This window comes from Allobranchiibius sp. CTAmp26, from assembly GCF_017565405.1.
Lineage (GTDB): Bacteria > Actinomycetota > Actinomycetes > Actinomycetales > Dermatophilaceae > Allobranchiibius.
Map to the genome: position 1 here is coordinate 194,872 of NZ_JAGEKR010000006.1, position 24,665 is coordinate 219,536.

At 69.5% G+C, this 24,665-nt stretch carries 22 protein-coding genes; 17 read left to right on the forward strand and 5 right to left on the reverse strand.

Features of this window, described 5'->3' with window-relative positions; genetic code table 11:
• Nucleotides 1-135 precede the first annotated feature (135 nt).
• A complete protein-coding gene (locus J4030_RS04800) occupies nt 136-612 on the reverse strand; it encodes a cupin domain-containing protein (RefSeq protein ID WP_208048064.1) in 477 nt (158 codons plus the stop codon).
• Nucleotides 613-635: 23 nt separating this feature from the next.
• Between J4030_RS04800 and J4030_RS04805 the strand changes: the two genes are divergently transcribed.
• The 14 genes from J4030_RS04805 (at nt 636) to J4030_RS04870 (ending at nt 15,083) form a co-directional block, all read left to right on the forward strand.
• Nucleotides 636-1,256 carry an L-threonylcarbamoyladenylate synthase gene (locus J4030_RS04805; protein WP_208048065.1) on the forward strand — a complete coding sequence of 207 codons (621 nt, stop codon included), beginning with the start codon at nt 636-638 and terminating at the stop codon, nt 1,254-1,256.
• A gap of 24 nt (nt 1,257-1,280) precedes the next feature.
• A complete protein-coding gene (locus J4030_RS04810; protein WP_208048066.1) occupies nt 1,281-2,264 on the forward strand; it encodes a quinone oxidoreductase in 984 nt (327 codons plus the stop codon).
• 285 nt (nt 2,265-2,549) lie between these two features.
• Nucleotides 2,550-3,917: an HNH endonuclease signature motif containing protein gene (locus J4030_RS04815; protein WP_208048067.1), complete on the forward strand. Its 1,368-nt coding sequence runs from the start codon at nt 2,550-2,552 to the stop codon at nt 3,915-3,917.
• A gap of 263 nt (nt 3,918-4,180) precedes the next feature.
• On the forward strand, nt 4,181-5,401 hold the full coding sequence (locus J4030_RS04820; protein WP_208048068.1) for an acetyl-CoA C-acetyltransferase: 1,221 nt from the start codon (nt 4,181-4,183) through the stop codon (nt 5,399-5,401).
• 60 nt (nt 5,402-5,461) lie between these two features.
• The gene (locus tag J4030_RS04825) at nt 5,462-6,214 is read left to right on the forward strand and encodes an SDR family oxidoreductase (RefSeq protein ID WP_208048069.1); all 753 of its coding nucleotides are present in this window, start codon (nt 5,462-5,464) and stop codon (nt 6,212-6,214) included.
• 1 nt (nt 6,215) lies between these two features.
• Nucleotides 6,216-7,019, forward strand: coding sequence for an SDR family oxidoreductase (locus J4030_RS04830; protein ID WP_208048070.1), 804 nt, complete (start codon nt 6,216-6,218; stop codon nt 7,017-7,019).
• Nucleotides 7,020-7,025: 6 nt separating this feature from the next.
• A complete protein-coding gene (locus J4030_RS04835; RefSeq protein WP_243762847.1) occupies nt 7,026-8,018 on the forward strand; it encodes an NADPH:quinone oxidoreductase family protein in 993 nt (330 codons plus the stop codon).
• Between the two features lie 61 nt (nt 8,019-8,079).
• Entirely contained in the window at nt 8,080-8,733 is a 654-nt protein-coding gene (locus J4030_RS04840) for an HAD family phosphatase (RefSeq protein WP_208048071.1), read from the forward strand.
• A gap of 35 nt (nt 8,734-8,768) precedes the next feature.
• Nucleotides 8,769-9,221, forward strand: a complete 453-nt coding sequence (locus J4030_RS04845) for a MaoC family dehydratase (protein ID WP_208048072.1) — start codon at nt 8,769-8,771, stop codon at nt 9,219-9,221.
• A complete protein-coding gene (locus tag J4030_RS04850) occupies nt 9,218-10,240 on the forward strand; it encodes a phosphotransferase family protein (RefSeq protein ID WP_208048073.1) in 1,023 nt (340 codons plus the stop codon). Before J4030_RS04845 ends, J4030_RS04850 begins: the two co-directional genes overlap by 4 nt.
• Nucleotide 10,241: 1 nt before the next feature.
• Nucleotides 10,242-11,465 (forward strand): acyl-CoA dehydrogenase family protein, encoded by a 1,224-nt coding sequence (locus J4030_RS04855; RefSeq protein WP_208048074.1) that lies wholly within the window; start codon nt 10,242-10,244, stop codon nt 11,463-11,465.
• A gap of 1 nt (nt 11,466) precedes the next feature.
• Nucleotides 11,467-12,615, forward strand: coding sequence for an acyl-CoA dehydrogenase family protein (locus tag J4030_RS04860; RefSeq protein WP_208048075.1), 1,149 nt, complete (start codon nt 11,467-11,469; stop codon nt 12,613-12,615).
• 64 nt (nt 12,616-12,679) lie between these two features.
• On the forward strand, nt 12,680-14,194 hold the full coding sequence (locus tag J4030_RS04865; protein ID WP_208048076.1) for a long-chain fatty acid--CoA ligase: 1,515 nt from the start codon (nt 12,680-12,682) through the stop codon (nt 14,192-14,194).
• Between the two features lie 7 nt (nt 14,195-14,201).
• Nucleotides 14,202-15,083 (forward strand): YhjD/YihY/BrkB family envelope integrity protein, encoded by an 882-nt coding sequence (locus J4030_RS04870; protein ID WP_208048077.1) that lies wholly within the window; start codon nt 14,202-14,204, stop codon nt 15,081-15,083.
• 27 nt (nt 15,084-15,110) lie between these two features.
• Here J4030_RS04870 and J4030_RS04875 read toward each other — a convergent pair whose 3' ends face one another.
• Both J4030_RS04875 and J4030_RS04880 read right to left on the reverse strand, forming a co-directional pair.
• A complete protein-coding gene (locus tag J4030_RS04875) occupies nt 15,111-15,785 on the reverse strand; it encodes a hypothetical protein (protein WP_208048078.1) in 675 nt (224 codons plus the stop codon).
• A gap of 3 nt (nt 15,786-15,788) precedes the next feature.
• Nucleotides 15,789-16,316, reverse strand: a complete 528-nt coding sequence (locus J4030_RS04880; RefSeq protein ID WP_208048079.1) for a GNAT family N-acetyltransferase — start codon at nt 16,314-16,316, stop codon at nt 15,789-15,791.
• 161 nt (nt 16,317-16,477) lie between these two features.
• Here J4030_RS04880 and J4030_RS04885 point away from each other — a divergent pair, with 161 nt between their 5' ends.
• Nucleotides 16,478-18,208, forward strand: coding sequence for a choline dehydrogenase (locus tag J4030_RS04885; RefSeq protein WP_208048080.1), 1,731 nt, complete (start codon nt 16,478-16,480; stop codon nt 18,206-18,208).
• A 24-nt stretch (nt 18,209-18,232) separates the two neighbouring features.
• Here the strand turns inward: J4030_RS04885 and J4030_RS04890 are convergent, their stop codons facing one another.
• Nucleotides 18,233-19,081: a PAC2 family protein gene (locus J4030_RS04890; RefSeq protein ID WP_179480634.1), complete on the reverse strand. Its 849-nt coding sequence runs from the start codon at nt 19,079-19,081 to the stop codon at nt 18,233-18,235.
• A 243-nt stretch (nt 19,082-19,324) separates the two neighbouring features.
• On the opposite strand from J4030_RS04890, the gene metH reads away from it, so the two are divergent.
• Nucleotides 19,325-23,038 (forward strand): methionine synthase, encoded by a 3,714-nt coding sequence (metH, locus tag J4030_RS04895; RefSeq protein WP_208048101.1) that lies wholly within the window; start codon nt 19,325-19,327, stop codon nt 23,036-23,038.
• Nucleotides 23,035-23,709 (forward strand): HAD family phosphatase, encoded by a 675-nt coding sequence (locus J4030_RS04900; RefSeq protein WP_243762907.1) that lies wholly within the window; start codon nt 23,035-23,037, stop codon nt 23,707-23,709. The genes metH and J4030_RS04900 overlap by 4 nt, the downstream gene beginning before the upstream one ends.
• Nucleotides 23,710-23,722: 13 nt before the next feature.
• Here J4030_RS04900 and J4030_RS04905 read toward each other — a convergent pair whose 3' ends face one another.
• The gene (locus J4030_RS04905) at nt 23,723-24,586 is read right to left on the reverse strand and encodes a PD-(D/E)XK nuclease family protein (protein ID WP_208048081.1); all 864 of its coding nucleotides are present in this window, start codon (nt 24,584-24,586) and stop codon (nt 23,723-23,725) included.
• Between the last annotated feature and the right edge of the window lie 79 nt (nt 24,587-24,665).

The window sequence follows — 24,665 nt, forward strand, 5'->3', positions numbered from 1 at the left end:
GTTGACCTGGACGAGTGCCGTACGCACGCGGGGCGCACGTTCGGGGCCGAGCGGCCCCCAACGAACCCCGCACCCACCGGCCGGCGCACGTTCGGGGCCGAGCGGGCCCAAACGCGCATCCCGTACGCCGGCGTGTCAGCCGTCGTACAACTCGAAGTCCGCGAAGTCGAAACCCGGGATCACCACGCAGCTGACGAGCACCGGCTCGGTCCGGCCCATCAGCCCGAACGGCGACGCGCGCTGCCAGTGCCCGGCGGGCACGAGCGCCTGGGGCACCGCGAAGTCGCGGTCGACGGCCGGACCGACGCCCAGGTACTCGGTGGTCCTGGCGTCGGGCACCTCGCCGTCACCGCCGAGCTGCAGCGCGAGCAGACCGCCGCGCTGGTGGATCCACAGCTCGTCCGAGGTCACCCGGTGCCACTCGCTCTGCTCGCCCGGCATCAGCAGGTACAAGATGGCGGTCGCGAGCGAACGGTGCCCGCCCGTACCGCCGGACAGGAAGTCCGGTATCTGCAGGTCGCTGCGGTAGGTCTCGCGGAACCAGCCGCCCTCCGGATGTCTCTGCAGGTCGAGCCGCTTCGCCCAGTCGGGCAGTTTGTTCCGGGCGGTCATCCTCGTCCCCTAACGTGTGCCGAATGGCGAGGTACTTCGATGTGCACCCTAGGGATCCCCAGCCGCGCAGCATCGCCCAGGCGGTGGCGATCGTGCGCGACGGCGGCCTCATCGCCTACCCGACCGACTCCGGTTACGCGCTCGGCTGCTCGCTCGACAACCCCGAGGGCAAGGAGCGGATCACCCGGATCCGGCACCTGGACAGCCATCACCACTTCACCGTCGTCTGCCACGACTTCGCCCAGGTGGGCCAGCTGGTCCACTTCGACAACCGGGTTTTCCGCGCGGTGAAGGCGGCGGCGCCCGGCTCGTACACGTTCATCCTCCCCGCCACGGGCGCGGTGCCGCGGCGGCTGCTGCACCCGAAGAAGCGCACCGTCGGCGTACGGATCGCCGCCCACCCGGTCGCGTGCGCGCTGCTGGAGGAGCTGGGCGACCCGATGCTGTCGAGCACGCTGATCCTGCCGGACCAGGAGGACCCGATGACGGACGGATGGCAGGTCAAGGAGGAGCTGGACCACCAGGTCGACGCCGTCATCGACTCCGGCGAGTGCGGCGACGAACCCACCACGGTGATCGACTGGTCGGGCGACACACCCGAGGTCGTGCGGGTCGGATCGGGCGATCCCGCCCCCTTCGAATGACGCCGCCGACCTAGGGTGGCCGGTATGACGCGCGCACTCTTCGTGACCGAGAACGGCGACCGTTCGGTGCTGGCGGTGCGGGACCACGACGTTCCCGCTCCGGCACCCGACGAGGTGCAGGTCCGGGTGGCCGCCACCGGTGTGAACTTCATCGACGTCTACAAACGCGAGGGCATCTACCCGGGTCCGACGCCGTTCGTGGCCGGCGACGAGGGCGCGGGCACCATCGAGGCAGTCGGCTCGCAGGTCACCGATCTGCACCCGGGTGCACGGGTCGCCTGGGCCTCCGGCCCCGGCTCGGCCGCCGAACTGGTCAACGTGTCCGCGGCGGCCGTCGTCCCCGTGCCGGACGGCGTCGACCTGCGGCTGGCCGCCGCGGCGATGCTGCAGGGGATGACCGCGCACTATCTGGTCGAGTCGACGTACGCGGTGCGCGAGGGCGACATCGCCCTGGTGCACGCCGCGGCCGGCGGTGTCGGACAGTTGCTCGTCCAGCTCATCGTCGCCAAGGGCGCCCACGTCGTCGCGACCGCCGGCAGCGCCGACAAGCTGGCCATCGCCTCGCGGCTCGGCGCACACCACACGATCGGTTACCACGAGTACGACGGGAAGCCGAAGGACCTTGCGGCGGCGGTGCGGGAGGCTGCCGGCCGGGGGGTCGACGTCGTCTACGACGGTGTCGGCCAGGCGACCTTCGAGGCATCGCTCCGGTCGCTGCGCCCGCGGGGTCTGATGGCACTCTTCGGCGCAGCCAGCGGCCAGGTGCCGCCGTTCGACCTCCAGCGCCTGAACCAGCTGGGCTCGCTCTTCGTCACGCGTCCGACTCTGGCGTCGTACATCGCGACTCGCGAGGAGCTGCTGTGGCGGGCCGGAGCGGTGTTCGGTGCGGTCGAGCGCGGATCGCTGCACGTCGACATCAGTGCGAGCTATCCGCTCGACGAGGCCGTTGCGGCGTACGAGGCCCTCGAAGGCCGCGCGACCACGGGCAAGCTCCTGCTCACCCCCTAACGCGGCACCCTCATCAGGAGCAGGCGTCCCAGCTGTCGAGTGCGCGATTCGCGCACCACAGGTGGCACACGCGTCACACCCGTATCCCGACATGCGCAGTCGGCCGGTGGGGGTGTGGACAACCCCGCAAACACCCACCTCGACGAGGGGGATGTGGATAACTCCTTCACGAATGATCAATATTTGCAGCATCTTTCGTGGCATCTACCCTTGCTGTCCATATCGAACACGCGTATGATAAAGAGTGCAGGGATGAGGTAGGAACGGGTAGCCACAGGAGGGGCCATGGCGCAGTTGACCAACGCGACACGTCAGCCCGCTGCGCCGGGGACGGGTGCCCGGTTGATGGCCCATCTGGAGCAGGTCGCCGCGGACCTGCAGGAGTGGCCCGGGGCGTTGTGGCAGTTGGACGAGGCGGCCCTGGGTGCGGTGGTCGGGTCGATGCTGCGGATCGGGTCCCGCTTCGAGAACGTCGCTGCGTTGGTGACCGCCGAGGCGTTGAGCCGGGGGACGGTCGCCAACTCGACCGCGACGGGTGCTCCGGCGTGGGTTGCCCGGCAGGCGGTCGGCGCCGAGCCGACTGTGGTGCGCCGGGTCGGGGCGGTGGGGGTCGAGTGCGCCGATCCCCGCAACGACGTGGTGGCCGAGGCGTTGGCTTCTGGGTCGGCGAGTGTGCCGGCGGCGGCGGCCGCGTTGCGGGAAGTGCCCCGGGTCCTGCCGCTGCTGCCGACCGCGGATCGCGACGACCTGTTGGGCCGCTACCTGTCGCTGTCTGACCACGGCTGGCGCACGCTGCGGCAGCTGTCCACCCGGATCGTCGGCGAATTCGCGCCCGAGCAACTCGTGCGGGACGAGGAACGTCAGCAGGAGTGTGAGTCGGTGTTCTGGACCGACCTGCCCAGTGGGTTGACCCGGTTCGTCGCCGAACTCTCCGGTGGTCACGCCGCCGCCGTGAAACACGCTCTGCAGGCGCTTTCTGCGCCAACGCCAGAGACCGGAGACGATGCATCAGAGCGTGACCTGCGGACCCCCGCCAAACGGCGTGCGGACGCCCTGGTGCGGCTGGTCGACACCGCCGCCGGGGTCCTGGACGGCAGCAGCCCACGACCGGTCGGGGAGTTCGGCGGGACCGCCAAAATCCTGGTCACCCTGGACTACAACACCCTCTACGAGGGACTCCGCAGCGCGGGCCGGCTCGACCAGCTCAGCGAACACGGTTCAGCAGCAAATGGATGCGCGCCCACGTACCTGCCCGGGATCGGGCGCACCACCGACGGAGAGCTGCTCGACGCCGGCACTCTCCGGAGGCTGGCCTGCGACGCCGATCTGATCCCCGCAGTCCTCGGCGGCGACTCTGAACCCCTCGACGTCGGCCGCGCCAAACGCCTCTTCACCGGCGGATTACGCACCGCGGTCATCCACCGGGATCAGCACTGCACCTTCCCCTGTTGCGACCGGCCACCGGACTGGTGCGACGCGCATCATGTGAGGCCCTGGTGGGCCGGCGGAGAGACAACACTGACCAACGCAGCACTGCTCTGCGCCAGGCATCACACCATCGTGCACCGCGACCTGCTCACCGCCCAGGTCACCACCACCAGCGTCACCTGGGACCTCACCCCCGGACGAATGCCCTGCCAACCCGCAGCCTGACGCTGACGGCGTTCGCAACAATTGACGGCGTTCCAACACCGTCAACGAAAGCGAACACCGTCAGCGTCGCGTGGGAGCTCGGCCCGGGCCGCCCGGCTGCGAGCGAGCAACGTGATCACATGCACAAGCACCCACCGCATCACTCCCCGGGACCTCGTTGGGTCACGGATCAGCGACCGCTAGGGTGAGCTGGCACACAGTAAGCAAGCGCTTAGTAAGCCGACGCGGCCTCCCCGACGTCGGCCCGAATACGGGGAGCACCCATGCCCGAAGCTGTCATCGTCGCCACCGCCAGGTCACCCATCGGCCGGGCGCGCAAGGGGTCGCTGGTCGACATGCGACCGGACGACCTGACCGTCCAGATGGTCCAGGCCGCACTCGACAAGGTGCCCGAGCTGGATCGCTCCGACATCGAGGACCTGATGCTGGGCTGCGGGCAGCCCGCCGGTGAGTCCGGCTTCAACATGGCCCGGGTCGTGGCCACGCTGCTCGGCCTGGACGGGGTCGGCGGCACCACGGTGCAGCGCTACTGCTCCTCGAGCCTGCAGACCTCCCGGATGGCGATGCACGCCATCCGCGCGGGGGAGGGTGAGGTCTTCATCTCCGCAGGCGTCGAGACCGTCAGCCGCTACGACCGCGGCTCGGCCGACGGCTACCCCGACACGAAGAACCCCCTCTTCGACGACGCCGGCCGACGTACCGAGGTCGCCGCGGCCGGTCAGATGCCGCCGTGGCACGACCCGCATGAGGACGGCGAGCTGCCCGACATCTACATGCAGATGGGGCAGACCGCGGAGAACGTCGCGTCGTTCAAGGGTGTGACACGCGCCGATCAGGACGAGTTCGGCGTACGCAGCCAAAACCTCGCCGAGGAGGCACAGAAGAACGGCTTCTGGGCGCAGGACATCACGCCGGTGACGCTGCCGGACGGCAGCACGGTGGAGAAGGACGACGGTCCGCGCGCCGGCGTGACACTGGAGAAGGTCAGCGGGCTGCAGCCGGTCTTCCGCCCGGACGGCACCGTGACCGCCGGCAACTGCTGTCCCCTCAACGACGGTGCCGCCGCGGTGATCATCATGAGCGACACCAAGGCCAAGCAGCTCGGGCTGACACCACTGGCCCGCATCGTCTCCACCGGTCTGACGGCGCTGTCCCCGGAGATCATGGGCCTGGGCCCGGTCGAGGCGTCCCGTAAGGCGCTCGCGAACGCCGGCATGAGCATCGGCGACATCGATCTGGTCGAGATCAACGAGGCCTTCGCCGCGCAGGTCATCCCGTCCGCCCGCGACCTCGGCATCCCGTGGGACAAGCTCAACGTCAACGGCGGCGCCATCGCCGTCGGGCACCCCTTCGGCATGACCGGGGCCCGCATCACCAGCACCTTGATCAACTCGCTGCGCTTCCACGACAAGCAGTTCGGTCTGGAGACCATGTGCGTCGGCGGCGGCCAGGGCATGGCGATGGTGCTCGAACGCCTCAGCTGACCTCGTCGGCGCTTCCACACAGATATAACGTCAGATGCATTGTGCGACAAGGAGATACGAGTGAGCAGACTGTCCGGTAAGACCGCCCTGGTGACGGGTGCGAGCCGAGGCATCGGCCTCGGGATCGCCCGTCAGATCGTCGCCGAGGGTGGCCGCGTGGTCATCACGGCGCGCAAACAGGAGGCCCTGGACGAGGCCGCCGCCGAGCTCGGCGGTCCGGACGTCGTCGTTGCGGTCGCCGGCAAGGCGGACGACCCGGCGCACCAGCAGCAGGCGATCGACACCGCCATCCGCACGTTCGGATCGCTGGATCTGCTGGTCAACAACGCCGGCATCAACCCCTCGTTCGGCCCGCTGGTCGACGTGGACCTCGCGGCTGCGCGTAAGACGACCGAGGTCAACGCGATCGCGGTCCTCTCCTGGGTGCAGCTCGCCTACCGCTCGTGGATGCGCGAGCACGGCGGCTCGATCGTCAACGTCGCGTCCGTGGCCGGGGTCCGCCCGGCGCCGGGCATCTCGCTGTACGGCGCGACCAAGGCGATGCTCATCTCGCTCACCGAGAGCCTCGCCGTGGAGCTCGGCCCGACCATCCGGGTCAATGCCGTCGCACCGGCCGTGGTGAAGACCCAGTTCGCGCAGGCGCTCTACGCGGAGGGTGAGGAGAAGGCATCGGCCGACTACCCGCTGAAGCGGCTGGGCGAGCCCGAGGACATCGCCACCGCCGTCACCTACTTCCTGTCCGCAGACAGCTCCTGGGTCACCGGCCAGACGCTCGTGCTGGACGGCGGCATCACCCTGCGCGGGGGAGTCTGAGGTGTCGGCTCCGGCAGCTGGAGCACAGACCGTCGTCGTCACCGGCGCTGCCCGAGGAATCGGTGCGGCCATCGCCACCCGGATGGCCGCCGACGGGGCCCGGCTGGTCGTCAGCGACCGCGACGGCGACGAACTACGCGAGCTCGCCGAACGGATCGGCGCGCACCCGGTGGTCGCCGACATCGCCTCCGATGGCGGCGTACAGAACCTCGTCGACGCGTCGCTGGAGGCTCTGGGCCGGATCGACGTGTTCTTCGCCAACGCCGGGATCGCCCTGGGCACAGGACTTTCCGGTACCAGTGACGAGCAGTGGGCGACGATCCTGGACATCAACGTCCTCGCGCACGTACGTGCGGCGCGGGCCCTGGAGCCGATCTGGGAGAAGCAGGGCGGTGGACGCTTCGTCGTCACCGCGTCCGCTGCAGGTCTTCTCACGATCCTGGACGACCCGTCGTACGCGGTGACCAAGCACGCGGCCGTCGCGTTCGCGGAATGGCTGAGCGTCACCTACCGCCACCGCGGCGTGGTCGTGCAGGCGATCTGCCCACAGGGCGTGCAGACGCGAATGCTCGAGGCGTCCGGCGAGCTGGAGGAGCTGCTCAGCCACGACCAGGCGCTGCCGCCCGAGCGGGTGGCCGATGCCGTCGCGGCGGCGCTCACGACCGAGGATTTCTACATCCTTCCCCACCCCGAGGTGGCCGGGTACGCGGCGCTGCGCAGCGCCGAGCCGGACCGCTGGCTGGCCGGGATGAACAAACTGCAACGCAAACTCGAGGACGCGCGGGCGACGCGCTATGGAGGCTGAGACGACATGGCGACGATGAGAGCACTGCGGATCGAGGAGCTGGGGCAGCCGAACAAGGTGCTGCAGGTGGTCGACGCACCCGTGCCCGAGCCGGGCCTCGGTCAGATCTGCGTGCGGGTGCTGGGTGCGGCGCTCAACTTCCCGGACGTGCTGATGTGCCGGGGCGAGTACCAGGTACGCCCGCCGCTGCCGTTCACGCCGGGCGTCGAGGTGTGCGGTGAGGTCACCGCCCTCGGTGACGGTGTCGACCACCTCTCAGTGGGAGCGCGGGTGCTGGGTTCCCCGGCCCTCCCGGCAGGCGGTTTCGCCGAGTTCGCCCTGATGGAGGCCACCGACGCGCACCCCGCGCCCCCCGCACTCGACGACGCGCAGGCAGCGTCGTTCTGGATCGGGTACCAGACCAGCTGGTTCGCCCTGCACCGCCGCGCCGCCCTGCAACCGGGGGAGACGCTGCTCGTGCACGCCGCGGCCGGTGGGGTGGGCAGCTCCGCCGTCCAGCTCGGCAAGGCCGCCGGCGCCCGGGTCATCGGCGTGGTCGGCGGCGCCGAGAAGGCCCGCTTCGCCCGTGAATTGGGCGCGGACATCGTGGTCGATCGGCACACCGAGGACTTCGTGCAGATCGTGAAGGACGCCACGGACGGCCGCGGCGCCGACGTGATCTACGACCCGGTCGGCGGCGACACCTACGACCGGTCGACCAAGTGCATCGCCTTCGAGGGCCGCATCGTGGTCATCGGTTTCGCGGGCGGCCGCATCCAGTCCGCCGCGCTCAACCACGCCCTGATCAAGAACTACTCGATCCTCGGACTGCACTGGGGTCTCTACAAGTCCAAGATCCCGGGCCTGATGACGGAATGTCACGAAGTGCTCTCCCAGATGGCGCAGGACGGCGTCGCCGTCCCATTGGTGAGCGAGCGGGTCGGTCTCGAGCAGGTGCCGGACGCGCTCCAGCGACTCGGCGACGGCTCCACCGTCGGTCGCGTGGTGATGGTTCCGTGAGCCACCCCACGAAGTTCTCCCCCGCCGCGCTCCGCCGATACTTCGTGGGGGCCCCGACCTCATGAGCTCAGTGGTGCAAGCGGTCCTCTTCGACTATGGCGGCGTCATCACGACGCCGATCCGCGGCAGCATCGCGTCGTGGACGAGCGAAGCCGACATCGACCCGCAGTCCTTCTCGCGGGTGCTCAAACGGTGGCTGGGACGCGACGCGTCGCCGGACAGCCCCATCCACCGGCTCGAACGCGGCGAGCTGTCGGCGTCCGAGTTCAACACTCTGCTCACGCGCGAACTACGTTCTCCGGGCGGCGATCCCGTGCCCCCCGGCGACTATCTGCGCGGCATGTTCAAGGCGAGCAAGGTCGACGAGGGCACGGTCGCCGTCGTACGCGACCTGCGAGCGGCCGGCGTCCGCACGGGCCTGCTGTCCAACAGCTGGGGTTTTTCCTACGACCGCACGCTGCTGGACGAGTTGTTCGATCCGATCGTCATCTCCGGCGAGGTCGGCATGCGCAAACCGGAGAAGCGCATCTTCGACCTCGCCGTCGAACGGCTGGGGCTGGCACCCTCCGACGTGATCTTCGTCGACGACGCCGAGCCCAACCTCGTGGGTGCACGCGCGGCAGGCCTGCGCACCGTTCTGCACGAGGACGCCGCCACCACCCGCGCGGCGTTGGGCGAGCTGCTGCAGCACTCGCCGACGCCCGCCCCCCGCTGAACGACCCTGTTGACCATCCAGACAAGGAGCACCACATGCGCACATTTCACGGACTGGACGATCTCGAAGCCGCCGTCGGCGACGAGCTCGGAGTGAGCGACTGGCACACCGTGACCCAGGAGCAGGTCGACACCTTCGCCGAGGCCACCGGTGACCATCAGTGGATCCACGTCGACGTCGAACGGGCGAGCAAGGGCCCGTTCGGTGGGACCATCGCGCACGGCTACCTGACCCTCTCGCTGCTGCCCACCCTCGTCTCCGAGATCTACACGGTCGACGGACTGTCGATGGGGATCAACTACGGCTCCAACAAGGTTCGCTTCCCCACTCCGGTGCCCGTGGGGTCGCGCGTGCGGGCCCGAGCGGTGCTCAAGGAGCTCAACCGCGGCCCGAACGGCGCACAGAGCGTCGCCACCGTGACCGTCGAGCTCGAGGGCGCCGAGAAGCCCGCCTGCGTCGCCGAGACCGTCTCGCTGCTGGTTCCGTGACCGACAGCCCGCAGGGTCTGGACCTGCAGGCGCTGTCCGGTTTCCTGCAGCGGGAAGCACCGGGGTTGCTGCACGGCGAGCTCACCGGACGCATCCTTGCCGGCGGCAAGTCCAACCTCACCTATGAGGTCGGTGACGGCACGACGAGCGTCGTCGTACGCCGCCCGCCGCTCGGTCACGTGCTGTCCACCGCGCACGACATGGTGCGCGAGCACACGGTCATCACGGCGTTGGCGCCGACGGACGTCCCGGTGCCCACGACGTACGCCGTGTGCCCGGACGACAGCGTCATCGGCGCCCCGTTCTACGTGATGGAGCTGGTGGCCGGTACGCCGTACCGGCATGCGGCCCAGATCGCGCCGCTCGGGCCCGACCGCACCCGCGACATCGCCCACCGGCTCGTCGACACGCTGGTGGCGCTGCACGCGGTCGATCCGGAGTCGGTCGGCCTGGGCGAGTTCGGACGCCCGCACGGGTTCCTGGAGCGGCAGGTTCGCCGCTGGCGCCGTCAGATGGACGCCTCCGCCAGCCGGGACCTGCCCCGCGCCGAGGAGCTGTCCGACGCGCTCGCCGCGGCAGTGCCCGGTGACGGCGACGTGTCCGTGCTGCACGGCGACTACCGGCTGGACAATCTGCTGGTAGGGGAGTCCGACCAGGTCACCGCGGTGCTGGACTGGGAGATGGCGACGCTGGGGGATCCGCTCTCGGACGTCGCGCTCTTCGTCGTCTACCAACAGCTCTCCCAGGTCACACCCGGCGCCGGCGTCTCCGATGTCGCCGCCGCGCCGGGCTACCCCGACACGGACACGATGCTGGCGCGCTACACCGCGGCCAGTGGTCGGGACGTCTCGCACATCGGGTGGCATATGGGGCTCGCCTACTACAAGTTGGCGACCATCCTGGAGGGCATCCACTACCGCTACACCCAGGGCCAGACCGTCGGCTCGGGTTTCGACAACGTGGGGACCGCCGTCGGTCCCCTCCTGGACGCCGGGCTCGCAGCCCTGCGGGAAGGCTGACATGGACTTCGAGTACGACGAGCGCACCACCGCGCTGATGAAGCAGCTGCGATCGTTCGTGGACGAGCGCGTCATCCCCTCCGTGGGCACCTTCCACGACGAGCTGGACGCCTCGGACGACCGGTGGGCGTGGTCACGCACCCCGGTCCTGCAGACGCTGCGGCAGGAGGCCCGCGACGCCGGCCTCTGGAACCTCTTTCTGCCCGGTGAGGGTGGCGCGGGGCTGACGAACCTGCAGTACGCGCCGCTCGCCGAGATCACCGGCCGTGCCATGGAGCTCGCCCCATCCGTCGTGAACTGCTCGGCGCCGGACACCGGCAACATGGAGGTGCTGGAGCAGTTCGGCACCCCCGAGCAGAAGGAGCAGTGGCTGAAACCGTTGCTGGAAGGGCGTATCCGCTCGTCGTTCGCGATGACGGAGCCGGCCGTCGCGTCCTCGGACGCGACCAACATCGAGACCCGCATCGAGCGCGACGGCGACGAATACGTCATCACCGGTCGCAAGTGGTGGATCACCGGTGCCATGAACCCGGACGCCGCGATCTTCATCGTGATGGGCAAGACCGACCCGAGCGCCGAGCGGCACCGCCAGCAGAGCCAGATCCTGGTGCCCCGCGACACCCCCGGTGTGCAGATCGTGCGGGGCATGCACGTCTACGGGTACGACGACCACGACCACGGCGGCCACGCGGAGATCGTCTTCGACCAGGTCCGGGTGCCGGCGAGCAACCTGATCAGCGGTGAGGGCGAGGGATTCGCGATCGCGCAGGCACGGCTCGGCCCCGGCCGCATCCACCACTGCATGCGCTCGATCGGCGTGGCCGAGCGCGCGATCGAGCTCATGTGCGAGCGGGTCAGCGACCGAGTGGCGTTCGGTCGACCGCTGTCCGAGCAGGGCGTCATCCGGGACTGGATCGCCGAGTCCCGCGTGCGCGTCGAGCAGTTGCGGCTGCTGGTGCTCAAGACCGCCTGGCTGATGGACACCGTCGGCAACCGCGGCGCGCACGGCGAGATCCAGGCCATCAAGATCGCCACCCCGAGCACCGTGGAGTGGATCCTCGACAAGGCCATCCAGGCGCACGGTGCCGGCGGCCTGAGCCAGGACTTCCCGCTCGCGCGGGCGGCGGCAGGCATCCGCACGCTGCGGTTCGCCGACGGCCCGGACGAGGTGCACAAGAACTCCCTCGCCAAGCGCGAACTGCGCCGTCACACGGCGGGCGGCTGAGATGGACCTGTCGCTGAGCGAGGACCAGCGCGATCTGCGCGATCTCGTCCGCGAATTCCTGGAGAAGGAGGTCGTGCCGCACCGGGCGCAGTGGGATCGCGACGAGAGCGTCGACACCTCGATCGTGCCGCGGCTCGGCGAGCTCGGCGTCTTCGGCTTCGGGATCCCCGAGGAGTACGGCGGCGTCCAGGCCGACTTCTTCACGTACGTCCTCGTGATGGAGGAGCTCGGGCGGGCGGACTCCGCGATCCGCGGCATCGTGTCGGTCAGCAACGGCCTGGTCGCCAAGACCATCGCGGCGCACGGCACCACCGAGCAGAAGGAGCAGTGGCTCCCGGGTCTCGCCGCAGGGCAGCAGCTCGGGTGCTTCGGGCTAACCGAGCCGGGCAACGGATCCGATGCCGGCAACCTCACCACGAAGGCGCGACGCGAGGGCGGCGACTACGTCCTGCGCGGCGAGAAGATCTTCATCACCAACGGCACCTGGGCCGATGTGGCTCTCATCTTCGCGCGTACCAGTGACGAGGGTCCACGCGGTGTCACAGCATTCCTGGTGCCGACGGATGCTCCCGGCCTCACGCGTACCGAGATCAAAGGCAAGCTCGGCCTGCGCGGACAGGCGACCGCATCCTTGTCGCTCGACGACGTACGCGTGCCGGAGTCGGCCGTCCTGGGGGAACCCGGGGCCGGCTTCAAGATCGCCATGACGGCGCTCGACAAGGGCCGGGTCGGCGTCGCCGCGGGCTGCGTCGGCATCGTGCAGGCGTGCCTCGAGGCGGTCGTCGAATACACCTGCGAGCGAACGCAGTTCGGCAAGCCCATCGCCGGCTACCAGCTGGTGCAGGACATGATCGCCGACATCTCCCTGGACGCTGACGCGGCCCGGTTGATGGTCTGGCGAGCGGCCGACCTGATCGACCGTGGAGAGCCGTTCCGGGTGGCCGCGTCCAAGGCCAAGCTGTTCGCCAGCGAGGCGGCGGTGCGCTCCTCGAACCTGGCCATCCAGGCGTTCGGCGGATACGGCTATGTCGATGAGTACCCCGTGCAGAAGCTCATGCGCGACGCCCGGGTGATGACGCTCTACGAAGGCACCAGCCAGATCCAGAAGCTCCTGATCGGCCGGGCCGAGACGGGCATCAACGCGTTCTAGGGAGACGGTCCCGACGCCGGGACCGCCTCCGCGCAGCAGTCGTCAGATCGAGGATGGGAACTCAATGCCAACGCTGTCGCTCGCCAGCATCCTGTCGGACTCGGCCAAGCGCCGTCCGACGAAAACGGCCGTCGTCCAGGGCGAGCGGCGTGTCAGCTACGCCGACCTGTGGGACTCCTCGCTCCGGGTGGCCGGCTCGCTCGCCGAACGAGGCGTCGGACCCGGCGTCCGGGTGGCGGTCCTGCTGCCGAACGTCGTGGAGTTCGTCACCGCGTACTACGGCGTCATCGCCGCGGGCGGCACCGTGGTGATGATCTCCCCGCTGCTCACCCCCGAAGAGGGCAGCGACATGGTTCGTCGCTCGAAGGCGGACATCGTGCTCTATCACGAGTCGTTCGGCGACCTCGCGCGCAGCATCGCCGAGCAGAGCGACGCGCAGGCACTGCAGGTGAGCGACCTGATGGACCACCCGCATCCGCTGCCGACGTACGTGACGCGCGCCCCGAACGACATCGCCGTGATCATCTTCACCAGCGGCACGACCGGCCGGCCGAAGGGCGTGATGCTCTCGCACCTCAACCTGCTGTTGTCGATGCACAACATGGCCTACGACTCCGACACCCCGGCGAACTCGACCGATGTGGTGATGGGCTGTCTGCCGCTGTTCCACATCTTCGGCCAGCAGGCGGTGATGAACACCCCGCTGCGGATCGGCGGGACGATCGTCCTGCTGCCGCGCTTCGACGCGGCCACCTGCCTGCGGCTGTTGAACGACGAGCACGTCACGATCTTCTCCGGCGTCCCCACGATGTTCGTGCAGCTGCTGCAGGCCGCAGCCGAACCGGGCGCACCCGGCATCCCGCAGATGAAGCGGGTCGCCTCCGGGGGCGCCGCCCTCCCGGTCTCGGTGCTGGAGCAGGTCGAGACCACCTTCGGCGCCCAGATCACCGAGGGGTACGGGCTGTCCGAGACCTCACCCGGTGTCAGCTCCAACCAACAGGTGTACGGCGTGCGGCCCGGCACGGTCGGCCACCCCGTGTGGGGTGTCGAGGCGGAGATCGCCGACAGCGACATCGAGGACCGCGTGGAGCTCCTCACGACCGGACAGCGGGGCGAGGTCGTCGTACGGGGGCACTGCGTCTTCGAGGGATACCTCGACGACCCGGAGGCCACCGCCGCAGCCATCCAGGACGGCTGGTTCCGCACCGGCGACATCGGGGTGAAGGACGAGGACGGCTTCCTGTCGATCGTGGACCGCAAGAAGGACCTCATCATCCGCGGTGGCTTCAACATCTACCCGCGGGAGGTCGAGGAGGTACTGGTGCGCCACCCCGCGGTGCAGATGGCGGCCGTGATCGGCGTCCCCGACGACGAACAGGGCGAGGAGGTCATGGCGTTCGTCACCCTGGTGCCGGGCGCTACCGCCACCGAGGAGGAGATCCACGCGTACGGCAGGGAGCATCTGGCACGGTACAAGTACCCCCGGCGGGTGCAGATCCGCGAAAGCCTGCCCCTCGGACCGTCCATGAAGATCCTGCGCCGCGAGCTGCGCGACGACGTAGCGGCCCAGCAGGGATAATCACCTGGTGAAGAGAAGAGAGCAGGCGGCGCAGCTGACCTCCTCGCTTCTCGCACGATGGCGCAGCACCCTGCCCGGACACACCCTGAGCCGGTCGCAGGCCCTGGATCTGGGCCACTACACCCTCGCCCTCGCCGCGCAGCAACTGCTGTGCATGGTGCCGCTCCTCGTCGCCACGTCCTCGGTGCTCCACCGGGTGCACGAAGGGTCGGCCGCCGGTCTGATCAGCGACGCGCTGGGGTTGAACGCCGACGGCCGACATGACCTGCACGTGTTGCTGCAGCCCGCGGCAACACCTGGATGGGGTGAGCTCGTGGTGGGCCTGCTGCTCGCCGTGGCCTTCACCGTCGGCGTCGCCGGCACCACGCAACGCATCCTGGAGATCGCGTGGGATCGCCCGCGGGCACCCTGGCAACGATGGTGGTGGATGCGGCTGGTGTGGGTGGCCTCGCTCGTGCCGTTCCTCGCGACCGCCATCTGGCTGAGCGGGCGCACCCGCAACTGGCCCATCGGGGGCGTGCTGGAGATCGCGATCGAGTCGATCACCGTCGGGCTGTCGATGGGCGGCTTCTACTGGTGGACCCAGTGGTGCCTGCTGCTGCGTCGCGTGCCGTGGGCCAAGCTGCTGCCGGGTTCGCTGCTGATCACCCTCGGCGCCACGGTCGTGTCCGTGGGTTCGGAGATCTGGCTGCCCGGCCAGGTCACCGAGCAGGTCGACGACTACGGCCTGGTCGGGACGACCTTCGTGTTGTCGGTGTGGGTCCTGGTCGTCAGCGGAGTGGTGGTGGCGGGGATCCTCGTGAACGCGGTCATCGACGAACGCCGCGCCGCGCGGCGGCGGGGGGACTCGGTCCGCCTGGCCGACTGGCGGACCCGCAGCGACGTCTGAGGCCGTACCTGCGCGGTCCCTGTGACTTCACCGGGTCGCGGCGTCGAACCCCAGCCCGGTGCGGTGCCGCAGGGCGAGCAGTGCGCCGACGGCGAACGCCAGCGGCATCACGATGAGCATCACCCAGAAGTAGAGGCCCGGGCCGAGCGACATCGCGAAGAACACGCCGACGCCGAGGACGAACGCGACGGCCGCCTGCGCGCGGTCGCCCCACATCGCCGCACCGGCCCAGAAGAGCGTGCACGAGCACCCGACGGCGGCCGCGTGAGCGACGACGACGATCTTGTCGTCGCTCAGCTGGAGATAGGTGTTGGCGACCAGGGGAGCGAGGCTCGACGCGCCGGCGACGGCCCACCCCGCGCCGTACATCAACGCCCGGTTCACCGGTTCGCCCCGCAGGTGGAAGTTCTCCCTGACCGACCCCAGGATCCCGACGGCGACCACTACGAAGTGCCACCCCACGAACCACAGCGACGGGATCCACACCCCGGCCGAGACCACCGGATGCTCTCCCGACCGCAGCGCCAGCGGTAGGAGGCCGACGATGTAGCAGAGCACCCCGGCGATGCACACACTGCGCGTGGGGAAGTCGAACTGCTCGCCGGAGTAGTCGAACTGATCGATGCTCGCCTCGGTCATGGCCATGGGTATCACGCGGATCGGCCGGTCGATGAGGACGCGCGCGGACGATCTGCCGGGCACGTCTCAGACGGTCTCCTCGGGCGGGTCAGCGGCGACGAGCAGCGCCCGCTGCATCCGGGCGACGTCATGCCACCGACCGTGCTTCCAGCCGACCGACCGGAAGACCCCGACGTGTTCGAAGCCCATCGACTCGTGCAGCCGCACGCTGGCCGGATTGGGGAGGGTGATCCCGGCCACCGCTTGGCGGAACCCTCGCGCGGTCAACCGGTCCAGCAGCACGCCGTACAACAGGCGACCCACCCCGCGTCCCCGCGCTTCAGTGGTCAGATAGACGCTCGGTTCGCAGGTCCATCGGTACGCCGGCCGCGCGGCGTACGGGTGGGCGTAGGCGTATCCGAGGAGCACGCCCCGCTCGTCCTGCGCCACCAGCCATGCATGCCGGTGCTGGGCCTCTTCGATGCGCCGCGCCATCTCCGCCGCCGCCGGTGCGGTGAGCTCGAAGGAAACCGCGGTGTCGAGCACGTACGGCGCATAGATTTCGGCGCACGCCCGGCCGTCGGCGGCGTTGGCGTCACGCACATCGACGGTCATGATCCGACGCTATGGCACCGTTCCACCTCCGCGGCAGCGGCCCGCCCACCGGTGCACGGCGGTGACCCCGTCGTCGCCGTACAGTTGTGCCAGATCCCTGCGACGGGTGCGGGCGGGTGGCACTATTCGGGGAAAGTCGCTGGGGAGACAGGAGTCCAGGCATGGGACGACGACGGGCCACGCCCGATGTCGGCGCCGGTGCGGGTTTCGACACCGTCATCGTGGGGGCCGGGTCGGCCGGTTGCGTGCTCGCCGATCGGCTCAGCGCCGACCCGAGTCACCGCGTGTTGGTGCTCGAGAGCGGTCGGATGGACTGGAAGTTCGACATCCTCACGCACATGCCGAACGCGCCGGTCCCGACCGGGAGCGACAGCTACGCGTGGCGCTACCTGTCCGAGCCCGAACCGGGCCTGGACGGGCGTCGGCTGGTCCACAGCCGCGGCAAGATGGTCGGCGGTTCCAGCTCGATCAACGCGATGATCTTCCTGCGGGGCAACCCGATGGACTACGACCGTTGGGCCACCCTTCCGGGCATGCAGGGATGGGACTGGGCCCACTGCCTGCCCTACTTCATGCGGATGGAGGACGCCACCGCCACGGGATCGGATGATCCGCGACGTGGTCGCAACGGGCCGATCGTGCTGCAGCGGGGCGATCCCGACCACCCGCTCAACGCCGCGTTCCTCCGTGCGGCGGCGGAGTGCGGCCACGAGGTGATCGACGACATCAACGGCTATCGGCAGGAGGGGTACGGCGTCCTCGACCGCAACACCTCGGCCGGCAGCCGCTGCTCGGCCGCGGACGGCTACCTCCGGCCCGCACTGTCCCGGCCCAACCTGGACCTCGTGACCCGCGCGTTCGTCACGCGGGTGCTCTTCGAGGGGACCCGCGCGGTGGGGGTGGAGTACCGCGCGGGCGACCGGCTGCACACGGTGTACGCCGACGAGGTCATCCTGTCCGGTGGGGTGTTCAACTCCCCGCAGGTGCTCCAGCTGTCCGGCGTCGGCAACGCCGAGGAGTTGAGCGCCCTGGACATCCCGGTCGTGCAGCACCTGCCCGGTGTGGGGCAGAACCTGCAGGACCACCTCGAGGCGTGGGTGCAGTTCCATTGCGACTCACCGGTGTCCGAGCAGCCCCACCACCATCACCGGCTTCGGCACGCTCCCCGGATGGTCACCCACTGGCTCTACAACCGCGGCGGGCCCGGCGCGTCGAACCATCACGAGGTGGGCGGGTTCAGCCGCTCGCGCACCGACACGGCGTACCCCGACATCATGTGTCACCTGCTGCCCTCGTTGCGCGAGGTGAGCGGAGTGCCCCAGAGCGGGCACGGTTTCGAGATGCACGTGGGCCCGATGCTGTCCAAGGCGACCGGCCACGTGAAGACGGTGTCGCGCAATCCCGCGACCCGTCCGGCGATCCGCTTCAACTACCTGACCGCGCCGGAGGACCAGCGCGAGTGGCTCGCCGCCATGCGGGTGGCGCGCGATATCGGTCGGTCCCCGGCCATGAAGGAACTGGGCGTCTACGAGCTCGCGCCGGGGGAGTTCCTCACCTCCGACCGTGACGTGCTCGCCTGGGTACGTCGCAACGTGAGCTCGGCACTGCACCCGTCGTGCAGCTGCAAGATGGGCACGGACGAGATGTCGGTCGTGGACCCGGACACCTTGCGCGTGCACGGGCTGGACGGGATCCGCGTCGTCGACGCCTCGGTCCTGCCGGTCATCCCCAACTCGAACATCTACGCGCCCGTGATGATGGTCGCCGAACGCGCGGCGGACATGATCACCGGCGCCGACCCGCTCCCGGCGTCCGACCTGACCTACCACCGCGCCGAGGTGTCGCCCGATGTGTCCGCCGAGACCGAGACGGTGCGCGACCAGGCCGGTTGAGCCGGCCGAGCCCGACCGCGGGGGTCAGTCCTCTTCGTCGTCCCGGCGCCGCAGGTAACGCTCGAACTCCCGGGCGATGGCGTCGCCGCTGGCCTCGGGAAGCTCCGTGGTGTCCTGCGCCTCCTCCAGGGAGTGCACGTACTCGGCCACCTCGTCGTCGGACGCCGCGAGTTCGTCGACACCGTGCTCCCACGCGCGCGCCTGGTCGGGCAGATCGGCGTGCCCGATGAGCGTGTCGAGCAGCTCCTCGAGGCGGGTGAGGAGCGCGAGGGTCGCCTTGGGGGACGGGCTACCGCCTGCGTAGTGCGGCACGGCGGCCCAGCACGACAGGTTCGGCACCCGCGCCGTACGGGCCGCGTCGCTGAGCACGCCTACGATCCCGGACGGTCCTTCGTACTTGCTGGCCTCCACGTCGTAGCGCAGCTGCGACTGCTCGTCGTCGGAGGTGACCGTCACCGGGATGGGCCGGGTGTGCGGCACATCCGCCAGCAGGCCGCCGAGGGTGATGATCATCGACACGTCGACCTCCGCCGCCAGGCTCATCAGCTCGCGGGTGTAGCCGAGCCATCGCATGGAGGGCTCGATGCCCTGCACGAGCAGGACGTCGCGCTCCAGCGGCGTGTTGCGCGCCAGGAAGACCTTGGTGGTCGGCCAGGTGATCTTGCGGTCGCGTCCCTCGCCGGAGACCTGGGGGCGGTTGACCTGGAAGTCGTAGTAGAGCTCAGGATCCATCGCGCAGAGCGGTTCGGCGTCCCACATCGCGATCAGGTGGGCGAGTGTCGAGCTGGCCGTCTCACCGGCGTCGTTCCAGCCCTCGAACGCGGCGATCATGATCGGGTCGCGCAGCAGTGGCACGTCCTCGAACTCGATCAAGGTGTCCTCCTCCGAGCGAGCGGAGCGCCCGGGGGAATACCCGGCGCTGCGTGCAGCCTATTGAGTACGCGTCTCATGGCGAACGACCGACATCCACCGTGACGCCGCCGCCTCATAGAATCGGGCGCATCACCCGATGAAGGGACACCACCTGTGAGCAGCCGCTCCGAGGGCTCCCGGCCCGCACCCGCCCTCCAACCTGACCGCACCGCCGAGCTGCAGGAGCTGCTCGCGGGTCGAATCATGATGCTGGACGGCGCGATGGGCACCATGATCCAGCGGCAGCGCCTGGGGGAGTCGGACTACCGCGGTGAGCGGTTCGCCGACTGGCCGAGCGACCTCAAGGGCAACAACGACCTGCTGTCGTTGACCCAGCCCGATCTGATCCGCTCGATCCACACCGAGTACCTCGACGGCGGAGCCGACCTGGTCGAGACCAACACCTTCAACGCGCAGCGGATCTCGCTGGCCGACTACGGCATGCAGGACCTCGCGTACGAGTTCAACCTGGCCTCCGCGCGACTGGCGCGTGAGGCGTGCGACGCGGTGACCGCGCAGGACCCGCAGCGACCGCGGTTCGTCGTCGGCGCGCTCGGGCCCACGAACCGGACCGCGTCGATCTCACCGGACGTCAACGACCCGAGCAAGCGCAACGTCCTCTTCGAAGAGCTGGTGGACGCCTACCTGGAGCAGGCCGACGGCCTGGTCGACGGCGGCGCCGACCTCCTGATCGTCGAGACCATCTTCGACACCCTCAACTCCAAGGCCGCGATCTTCGCGCTCGAGACGCTCTTCGAGCAGCGTGGCCGCCGCTGGCCGGTCATCATCTCCGGCACCATCACCGACGCCTCCGGCCGCACGCTGACCGGTCAGGTCACCGAGGCGTTCTGGAACAGCGTCCGGCACGCCCGGCCGCTCGCGATCGGCCTCAACTGCGCCCTCGGCGCGGCCGAGATGCGTCAGTACGTCGCCGAGCTGTCCTCCATCGCGGACTGCTTCGTGTCCTGCTACCCCAACGCCGGGCTCCCGAACGCGTTCGGGGAGTACGACGAGGAGCCCGACTCGATGGGCGAGATCGTGTCGTCGTTCGCGGCGGACGGGTTGGTCAACATCCTGGGCGGCTGCTGCGGCACCACGCCCGAGCACATCGCAGCCATCGCGCAGCGGGCAGCCGGACACGCGCCGCGCAAGCCCCCGACCGTCGCGCCCGCGCTGCGGTTGTCCGGCCTCGAACCGCTCACCGTGGTGCCCGAGTCCCTCTTCGTGAACGTCGGCGAGCGCACCAACATCACCGGCTCGGCCCGTTTCCGCAAGCTCATCAAGGAGGGCGACTACACCACGGCCCTCAACGTCGCCCGGCAGCAGGTCGAGGCCGGTGCGCAGGTCATCGACATCAACATGGACGAGGGGATGATCGACGGCATCGAGGCGATGGACCACTTCTGCAAGTTGATCGCCTCCGAGCCGGACATCTGCCGCGTACCGGTGATGGTCGACTCGTCCAAATGGGACGTCATCGAGGCCGGGCTGCGATGCATCCAGGGCAAGTCGATCGTCAACTCGATCTCGATGAAGGAGGGCGTGGAGCCTTTCATCGAGCACGCCCGGATGTGCCGGAAGTACGGCGCCGCCGTCGTCGTGATGGCGTTCGACGAGGAGGGCCAGGCCGACACCCTCGAGCGCCGCAAGGAGATCTGCGGGACCGCGTACCGGATCCTCACCGAAGAGGTGGGCTTCCCGCCCGAGGACATCATCTTCGATCCGAACATCTTCGCGCTGGCCACGGGCATCGAGGAGCACGCCAACTACGGCGTGGACTTCATCGAGGCCACCCGCTGGATCAAGGAGAACCTGCCCCACGCGCTGGTCTCCGGCGGTGTCTCGAACGTGTCGTTCTCCTTCCGCGGCAACAACCCGGTGCGCGAGGCGATCCACGCGGTCCTCCTCTTCCACGCCATCAAGGCCGGCATGGACATGGGCATCGTCAACGCCGGCGCGCTCGTGGTCTACGACCAGATCGACTCCGAGCTGCGCGACCGCATCGAGGACGTGGTCCTCAACCGTCGTGAGGACGCCGCCGAGCGGCTGCTCGAGGTCGCCGAACGCCACAACGCCAGCGGTCCGGCCTCTCCGGCCGAGCAGCAGGAGTGGCGCTCGCTGCCGCTGCGCGAGCGCATCACGCACGCCCTGGTGAAGGGCATCGACGAGCACGTGGTCGACGACACCGAGGCCCTGCGGCTCGAGCTGGTCGAGAGCGGCGGACGACCGCTGGACGTCATCGAGGGTCCGTTGATGGACGGCATGGACGTCGTCGGCGACCTCTTCGGCTCGGGCAAGATGTTCCTGCCGCAGGTCGTGAAGTCCGCCCGGGTGATGAAGAAGGCCGTGGCCCACCTGATCCCCTTCATCGAGGCCGAACGCAAGCCCGGTGACGTCAGTCGTGCCAAGGGCAAGATCGTGATGGCCACCGTCAAGGGCGACGTGCACGACATCGGCAAGAACATCGTCGGGGTGGTGCTGCAGTGCAACAACTACGAGGTCGTCGATCTCGGTGTGATGGTGCCGGGTCAGAAGATCCTGGATGCCGCCAAGGCCGAGGACGCCGACATCATCGGACTGTCCGGCCTCATCACCCCGTCCCTGGACGAGATGGTCAGCTTCGCCGAGGAGATGGAACGTCTGGGGATGACCATCCCGCTGCTGCTCGGCGGGGCCACGACCTCGCGGGCGCACACGGCGGTCAAGGTGACACCGAAGTACTCGGGACCGGTCGTCTGGGTCAAGGACGCATCCCGGTCGGTCGGGACCGCGGCCGCGCTGCTGTCCGACGAACGGCGCGACGGGTTCCTCGCCGAGGTCGAGAAGGACTACGACTCGATCCGGGCGCGGCACGCCGCCAAGAGCACCGACCGCAAACTGGTGGGCTACGACAAGGCACAGGAGCGTCGTACGCCGATCGACTGGACGGGCTATCGCCCGCCGCGGCCGCGTTTCCTGGCTGCCCAGGAGAAGGACTTCCACGAGGGTGAGAGCAGCCACGAAGGCACCCAGTGGACGAAGGTCTACCGGGACTACCCGCTGGACGTGCTGCGCGAGTACATCGACTGGCAGCCGTTCTTCAACGCCTGGGAGATGAAGGGACGCTTCCCCGACATCCTCAACAACCCCGCGTCCGGTGACACCGCGCGCAAGCTGTGGGACGACGCCCAGACGATGCTCGACACCATCATCGAGGAGGGCTGGCTGCGCGCGAACGGCGTTGCCGGGTTCTTCCCGGCGGCGGCACGGGGCGACGACATCGAGGTGTACGCCGACGAGGAGCGCACCCAGGTGCGCACCGTCCTGCACCAGCTGCGCCAGCAGGGCGAGCACCGGGAGGGCGTGCCCAACCGGTCGCTGGCCGACTACGTGGCGCCGACGGATGCCGGGCTGCGCGACTACGTGGGCGGCTTCGCCGTCACCGCGGGGTTGGGGTCGCAGGAGCGCGCGCAGAAGTTCAAGGACGACCTCGACGACTACAGCGCGATCCTGCTGGAGTCGCTGGCCGACCGGCTCGCCGAGGCGTTCGCCGAGCGCCTGCACGCCGTCGTACGCCACGACCTGTGGGGGTACGCCGGCGACGAGCACCTCACCAACACCGAGATGATCGAGGAGAAGTACCGCGGCATCCGCCCGGCGCCGGGATATCCGGCCTGCCCGGACCACACCGAGAAGGCGACGATCTGGGAACTGCTCGACGTGGAGCAGACCACCGGCATCGAGCTGACGGAGTCGATGGCCATGTGGCCGGGCGCCGCGGTGAGCGGGCTCTACTTCTCCCACCCGGACAGTCAGTACTTCGTGGTCGGGCGCCTAGGGCGTGACCAACTTGAGGACTACGCCGACCGCAAGGGCTGGCCGCTGCGCACCGCCGAGAAGTGGCTGTCGCCCAACCTCGGCTACGAGCCGGAGGACTGAGGGTGGCAGCGCCCGTCCTTCCCAGCGCCGTCCTGTGGGACATGGACGGCACGATCGTCGACACCGAGCCCTACTGGATCAGCGCCGAACACGACCTGGTGGAGTCCTACGGCGGCACATGGACCCAGGAGCTCGCGCACGAGTGTGTGGGCAACTCGTTGCTGGTCTCGGCCGAGATCATCCGCGCCAACTCCCCGGTCACCTTGTCGGCACCCGCGGTCGTCGACGTGCTCCTCGCGGCCGTCGTCGCGCAGATGCGCGAGCACGTGCCGTGGCGCCCGGGCGCCCGCGAGCTGTTGATCGCCCTCGGTGAGGAGGGTGTACCCAACGCGCTGGTGACGATGTCCTACCTGTCGTTCGCCCAGGTGCTGGTGGACGCGTTGCCCGACGGCACCTTCGCGGCGGTGATCACCGGAGACGCGGTCCGCGAGGGCAAGCCGGCACCCGAGCCCTACCTGGCCGCGTGCCGGGCGCTGGACCTGCCGCCGTCGCGGTGCGTGGCGATCGAGGATTCGATCCCGGGGGTGACCTCGGCGGTCGCCGCCGGCGTCCCGACGATCGCGGTGCCGCACGTCGTCGCGCTGCCCGCGGACATCGGCGCGGTCCAGCTGGGCACCCTCGCGGGGCTACGTCCGGCCGATCTGCTCGGGATGTTCCACCCGGTCCACTGAGCCCACCGGCGGGTCACTCCGTGTCGTCGGTGCTGCCGGATCGCGACGGGTCGAGCGCCAGCTCCTGGGCGCGTTCGGGCAGCGGAGGAGCGATTCCGCCGTGGGCCGGGCACAGGTCGCGGAAGCTGCACCAGTCGCACAACCGGGACGGGCTCGGTCGCCAATCGCCGTCGGTGGCGGCGCGCTCGATCGCCGCCCAGAGCGCGCGCACCTTGCGCTCGGTGGCGAGCAGATCGTGCTCCTCAGGCTCGTAGCGCACCAACTCGGAGTTGCCCAGATAGACCAGCTGCAGCATCCGCGGAACGACGCCGCGGGTGCGCCAGAGCACGAGCGCGTAGAACTTCATCTGGAAGAGCGCCTTGGCCTCGAACAACTGGGACGGCGAGCGGCCGGTCTTGTAGTCCACGACCCGCAACTCGCCCCCGGGTGCGACGTCCAACCGGTCGACGTACCCGCGCAACGTCAAGCCGTCGACCTCGGCCTCGACGTAGAGCTCGCGCTCGGCCGGCTCCAATCGGGTCGGGTCCTCCAACTCGAACCAGCGCTCGACCAGGACACCGGCGTCGGACACCCACTGCCGCATCGCGTCCGGACCCTCCGCGACCAACGTCGCGAGCTCCGGCTCGGCCTCGACGAGAGCGTCCCACTGCGGGGCGATCAGGGTGCGTGCGTGCTCCACGGTGCGTTCGGGCGCAGGGACGTCGAAGAGCCGCTCCAGGACCGAGTGCACCAGCGTGCCCCGCGCGGCGGCGGGGCTGGGCGGCTCAGGGAGCTTGTCGATGGTGCGGAAGCGGTAGAGCAGCGGGCACTGCATGAAGTCCGAAGCGCGGCTCGGTGAGAGCGCCGCGGTGCGGGGGAGTGCCGTGTGCTGAGCCATGGAGGTGACTGTAGGACCGGCCCCCGACAACTGCCCGGCGAGCCCACCGGGCAGTGCGTGGGTCGGGTCGGTGGAAGGG

Coding starts and splice junctions, on each gene's coding strand:
- J4030_RS04800 (WP_208048064.1), bottom strand. CDS start 612: ATGACCGCCCGGAACAAACTGCCCGACTGGGCGAAGCGGCTCGACCTG.
- J4030_RS04805 (WP_208048065.1), top strand. CDS start 636: ATGGCGAGGTACTTCGATGTGCACCCTAGGGATCCCCAGCCGCGCAGC.
- J4030_RS04810 (WP_208048066.1), top strand. CDS start 1,281: ATGACGCGCGCACTCTTCGTGACCGAGAACGGCGACCGTTCGGTGCTG.
- J4030_RS04815 (WP_208048067.1), top strand. CDS start 2,550: ATGGCGCAGTTGACCAACGCGACACGTCAGCCCGCTGCGCCGGGGACG.
- J4030_RS04820 (WP_208048068.1), top strand. CDS start 4,181: ATGCCCGAAGCTGTCATCGTCGCCACCGCCAGGTCACCCATCGGCCGG.
- J4030_RS04835 (WP_243762847.1), top strand. CDS start 7,026: ATGGCGACGATGAGAGCACTGCGGATCGAGGAGCTGGGGCAGCCGAAC.
- J4030_RS04840 (WP_208048071.1), top strand. CDS start 8,080: ATGAGCTCAGTGGTGCAAGCGGTCCTCTTCGACTATGGCGGCGTCATC.
- J4030_RS04845 (WP_208048072.1), top strand. CDS start 8,769: ATGCGCACATTTCACGGACTGGACGATCTCGAAGCCGCCGTCGGCGAC.
- J4030_RS04855 (WP_208048074.1), top strand. CDS start 10,242: ATGGACTTCGAGTACGACGAGCGCACCACCGCGCTGATGAAGCAGCTG.
- J4030_RS04860 (WP_208048075.1), top strand. CDS start 11,467: ATGGACCTGTCGCTGAGCGAGGACCAGCGCGATCTGCGCGATCTCGTC.
- J4030_RS04865 (WP_208048076.1), top strand. CDS start 12,680: ATGCCAACGCTGTCGCTCGCCAGCATCCTGTCGGACTCGGCCAAGCGC.
- J4030_RS04880 (WP_208048079.1), bottom strand. CDS start 16,316: ATGACCGTCGATGTGCGTGACGCCAACGCCGCCGACGGCCGGGCGTGC.
- J4030_RS04885 (WP_208048080.1), top strand. CDS start 16,478: ATGGGACGACGACGGGCCACGCCCGATGTCGGCGCCGGTGCGGGTTTC.
- metH (WP_208048101.1), top strand. CDS start 19,325: ATGATGCTGGACGGCGCGATGGGCACCATGATCCAGCGGCAGCGCCTG.
- J4030_RS04905 (WP_208048081.1), bottom strand. CDS start 24,586: ATGGCTCAGCACACGGCACTCCCCCGCACCGCGGCGCTCTCACCGAGC.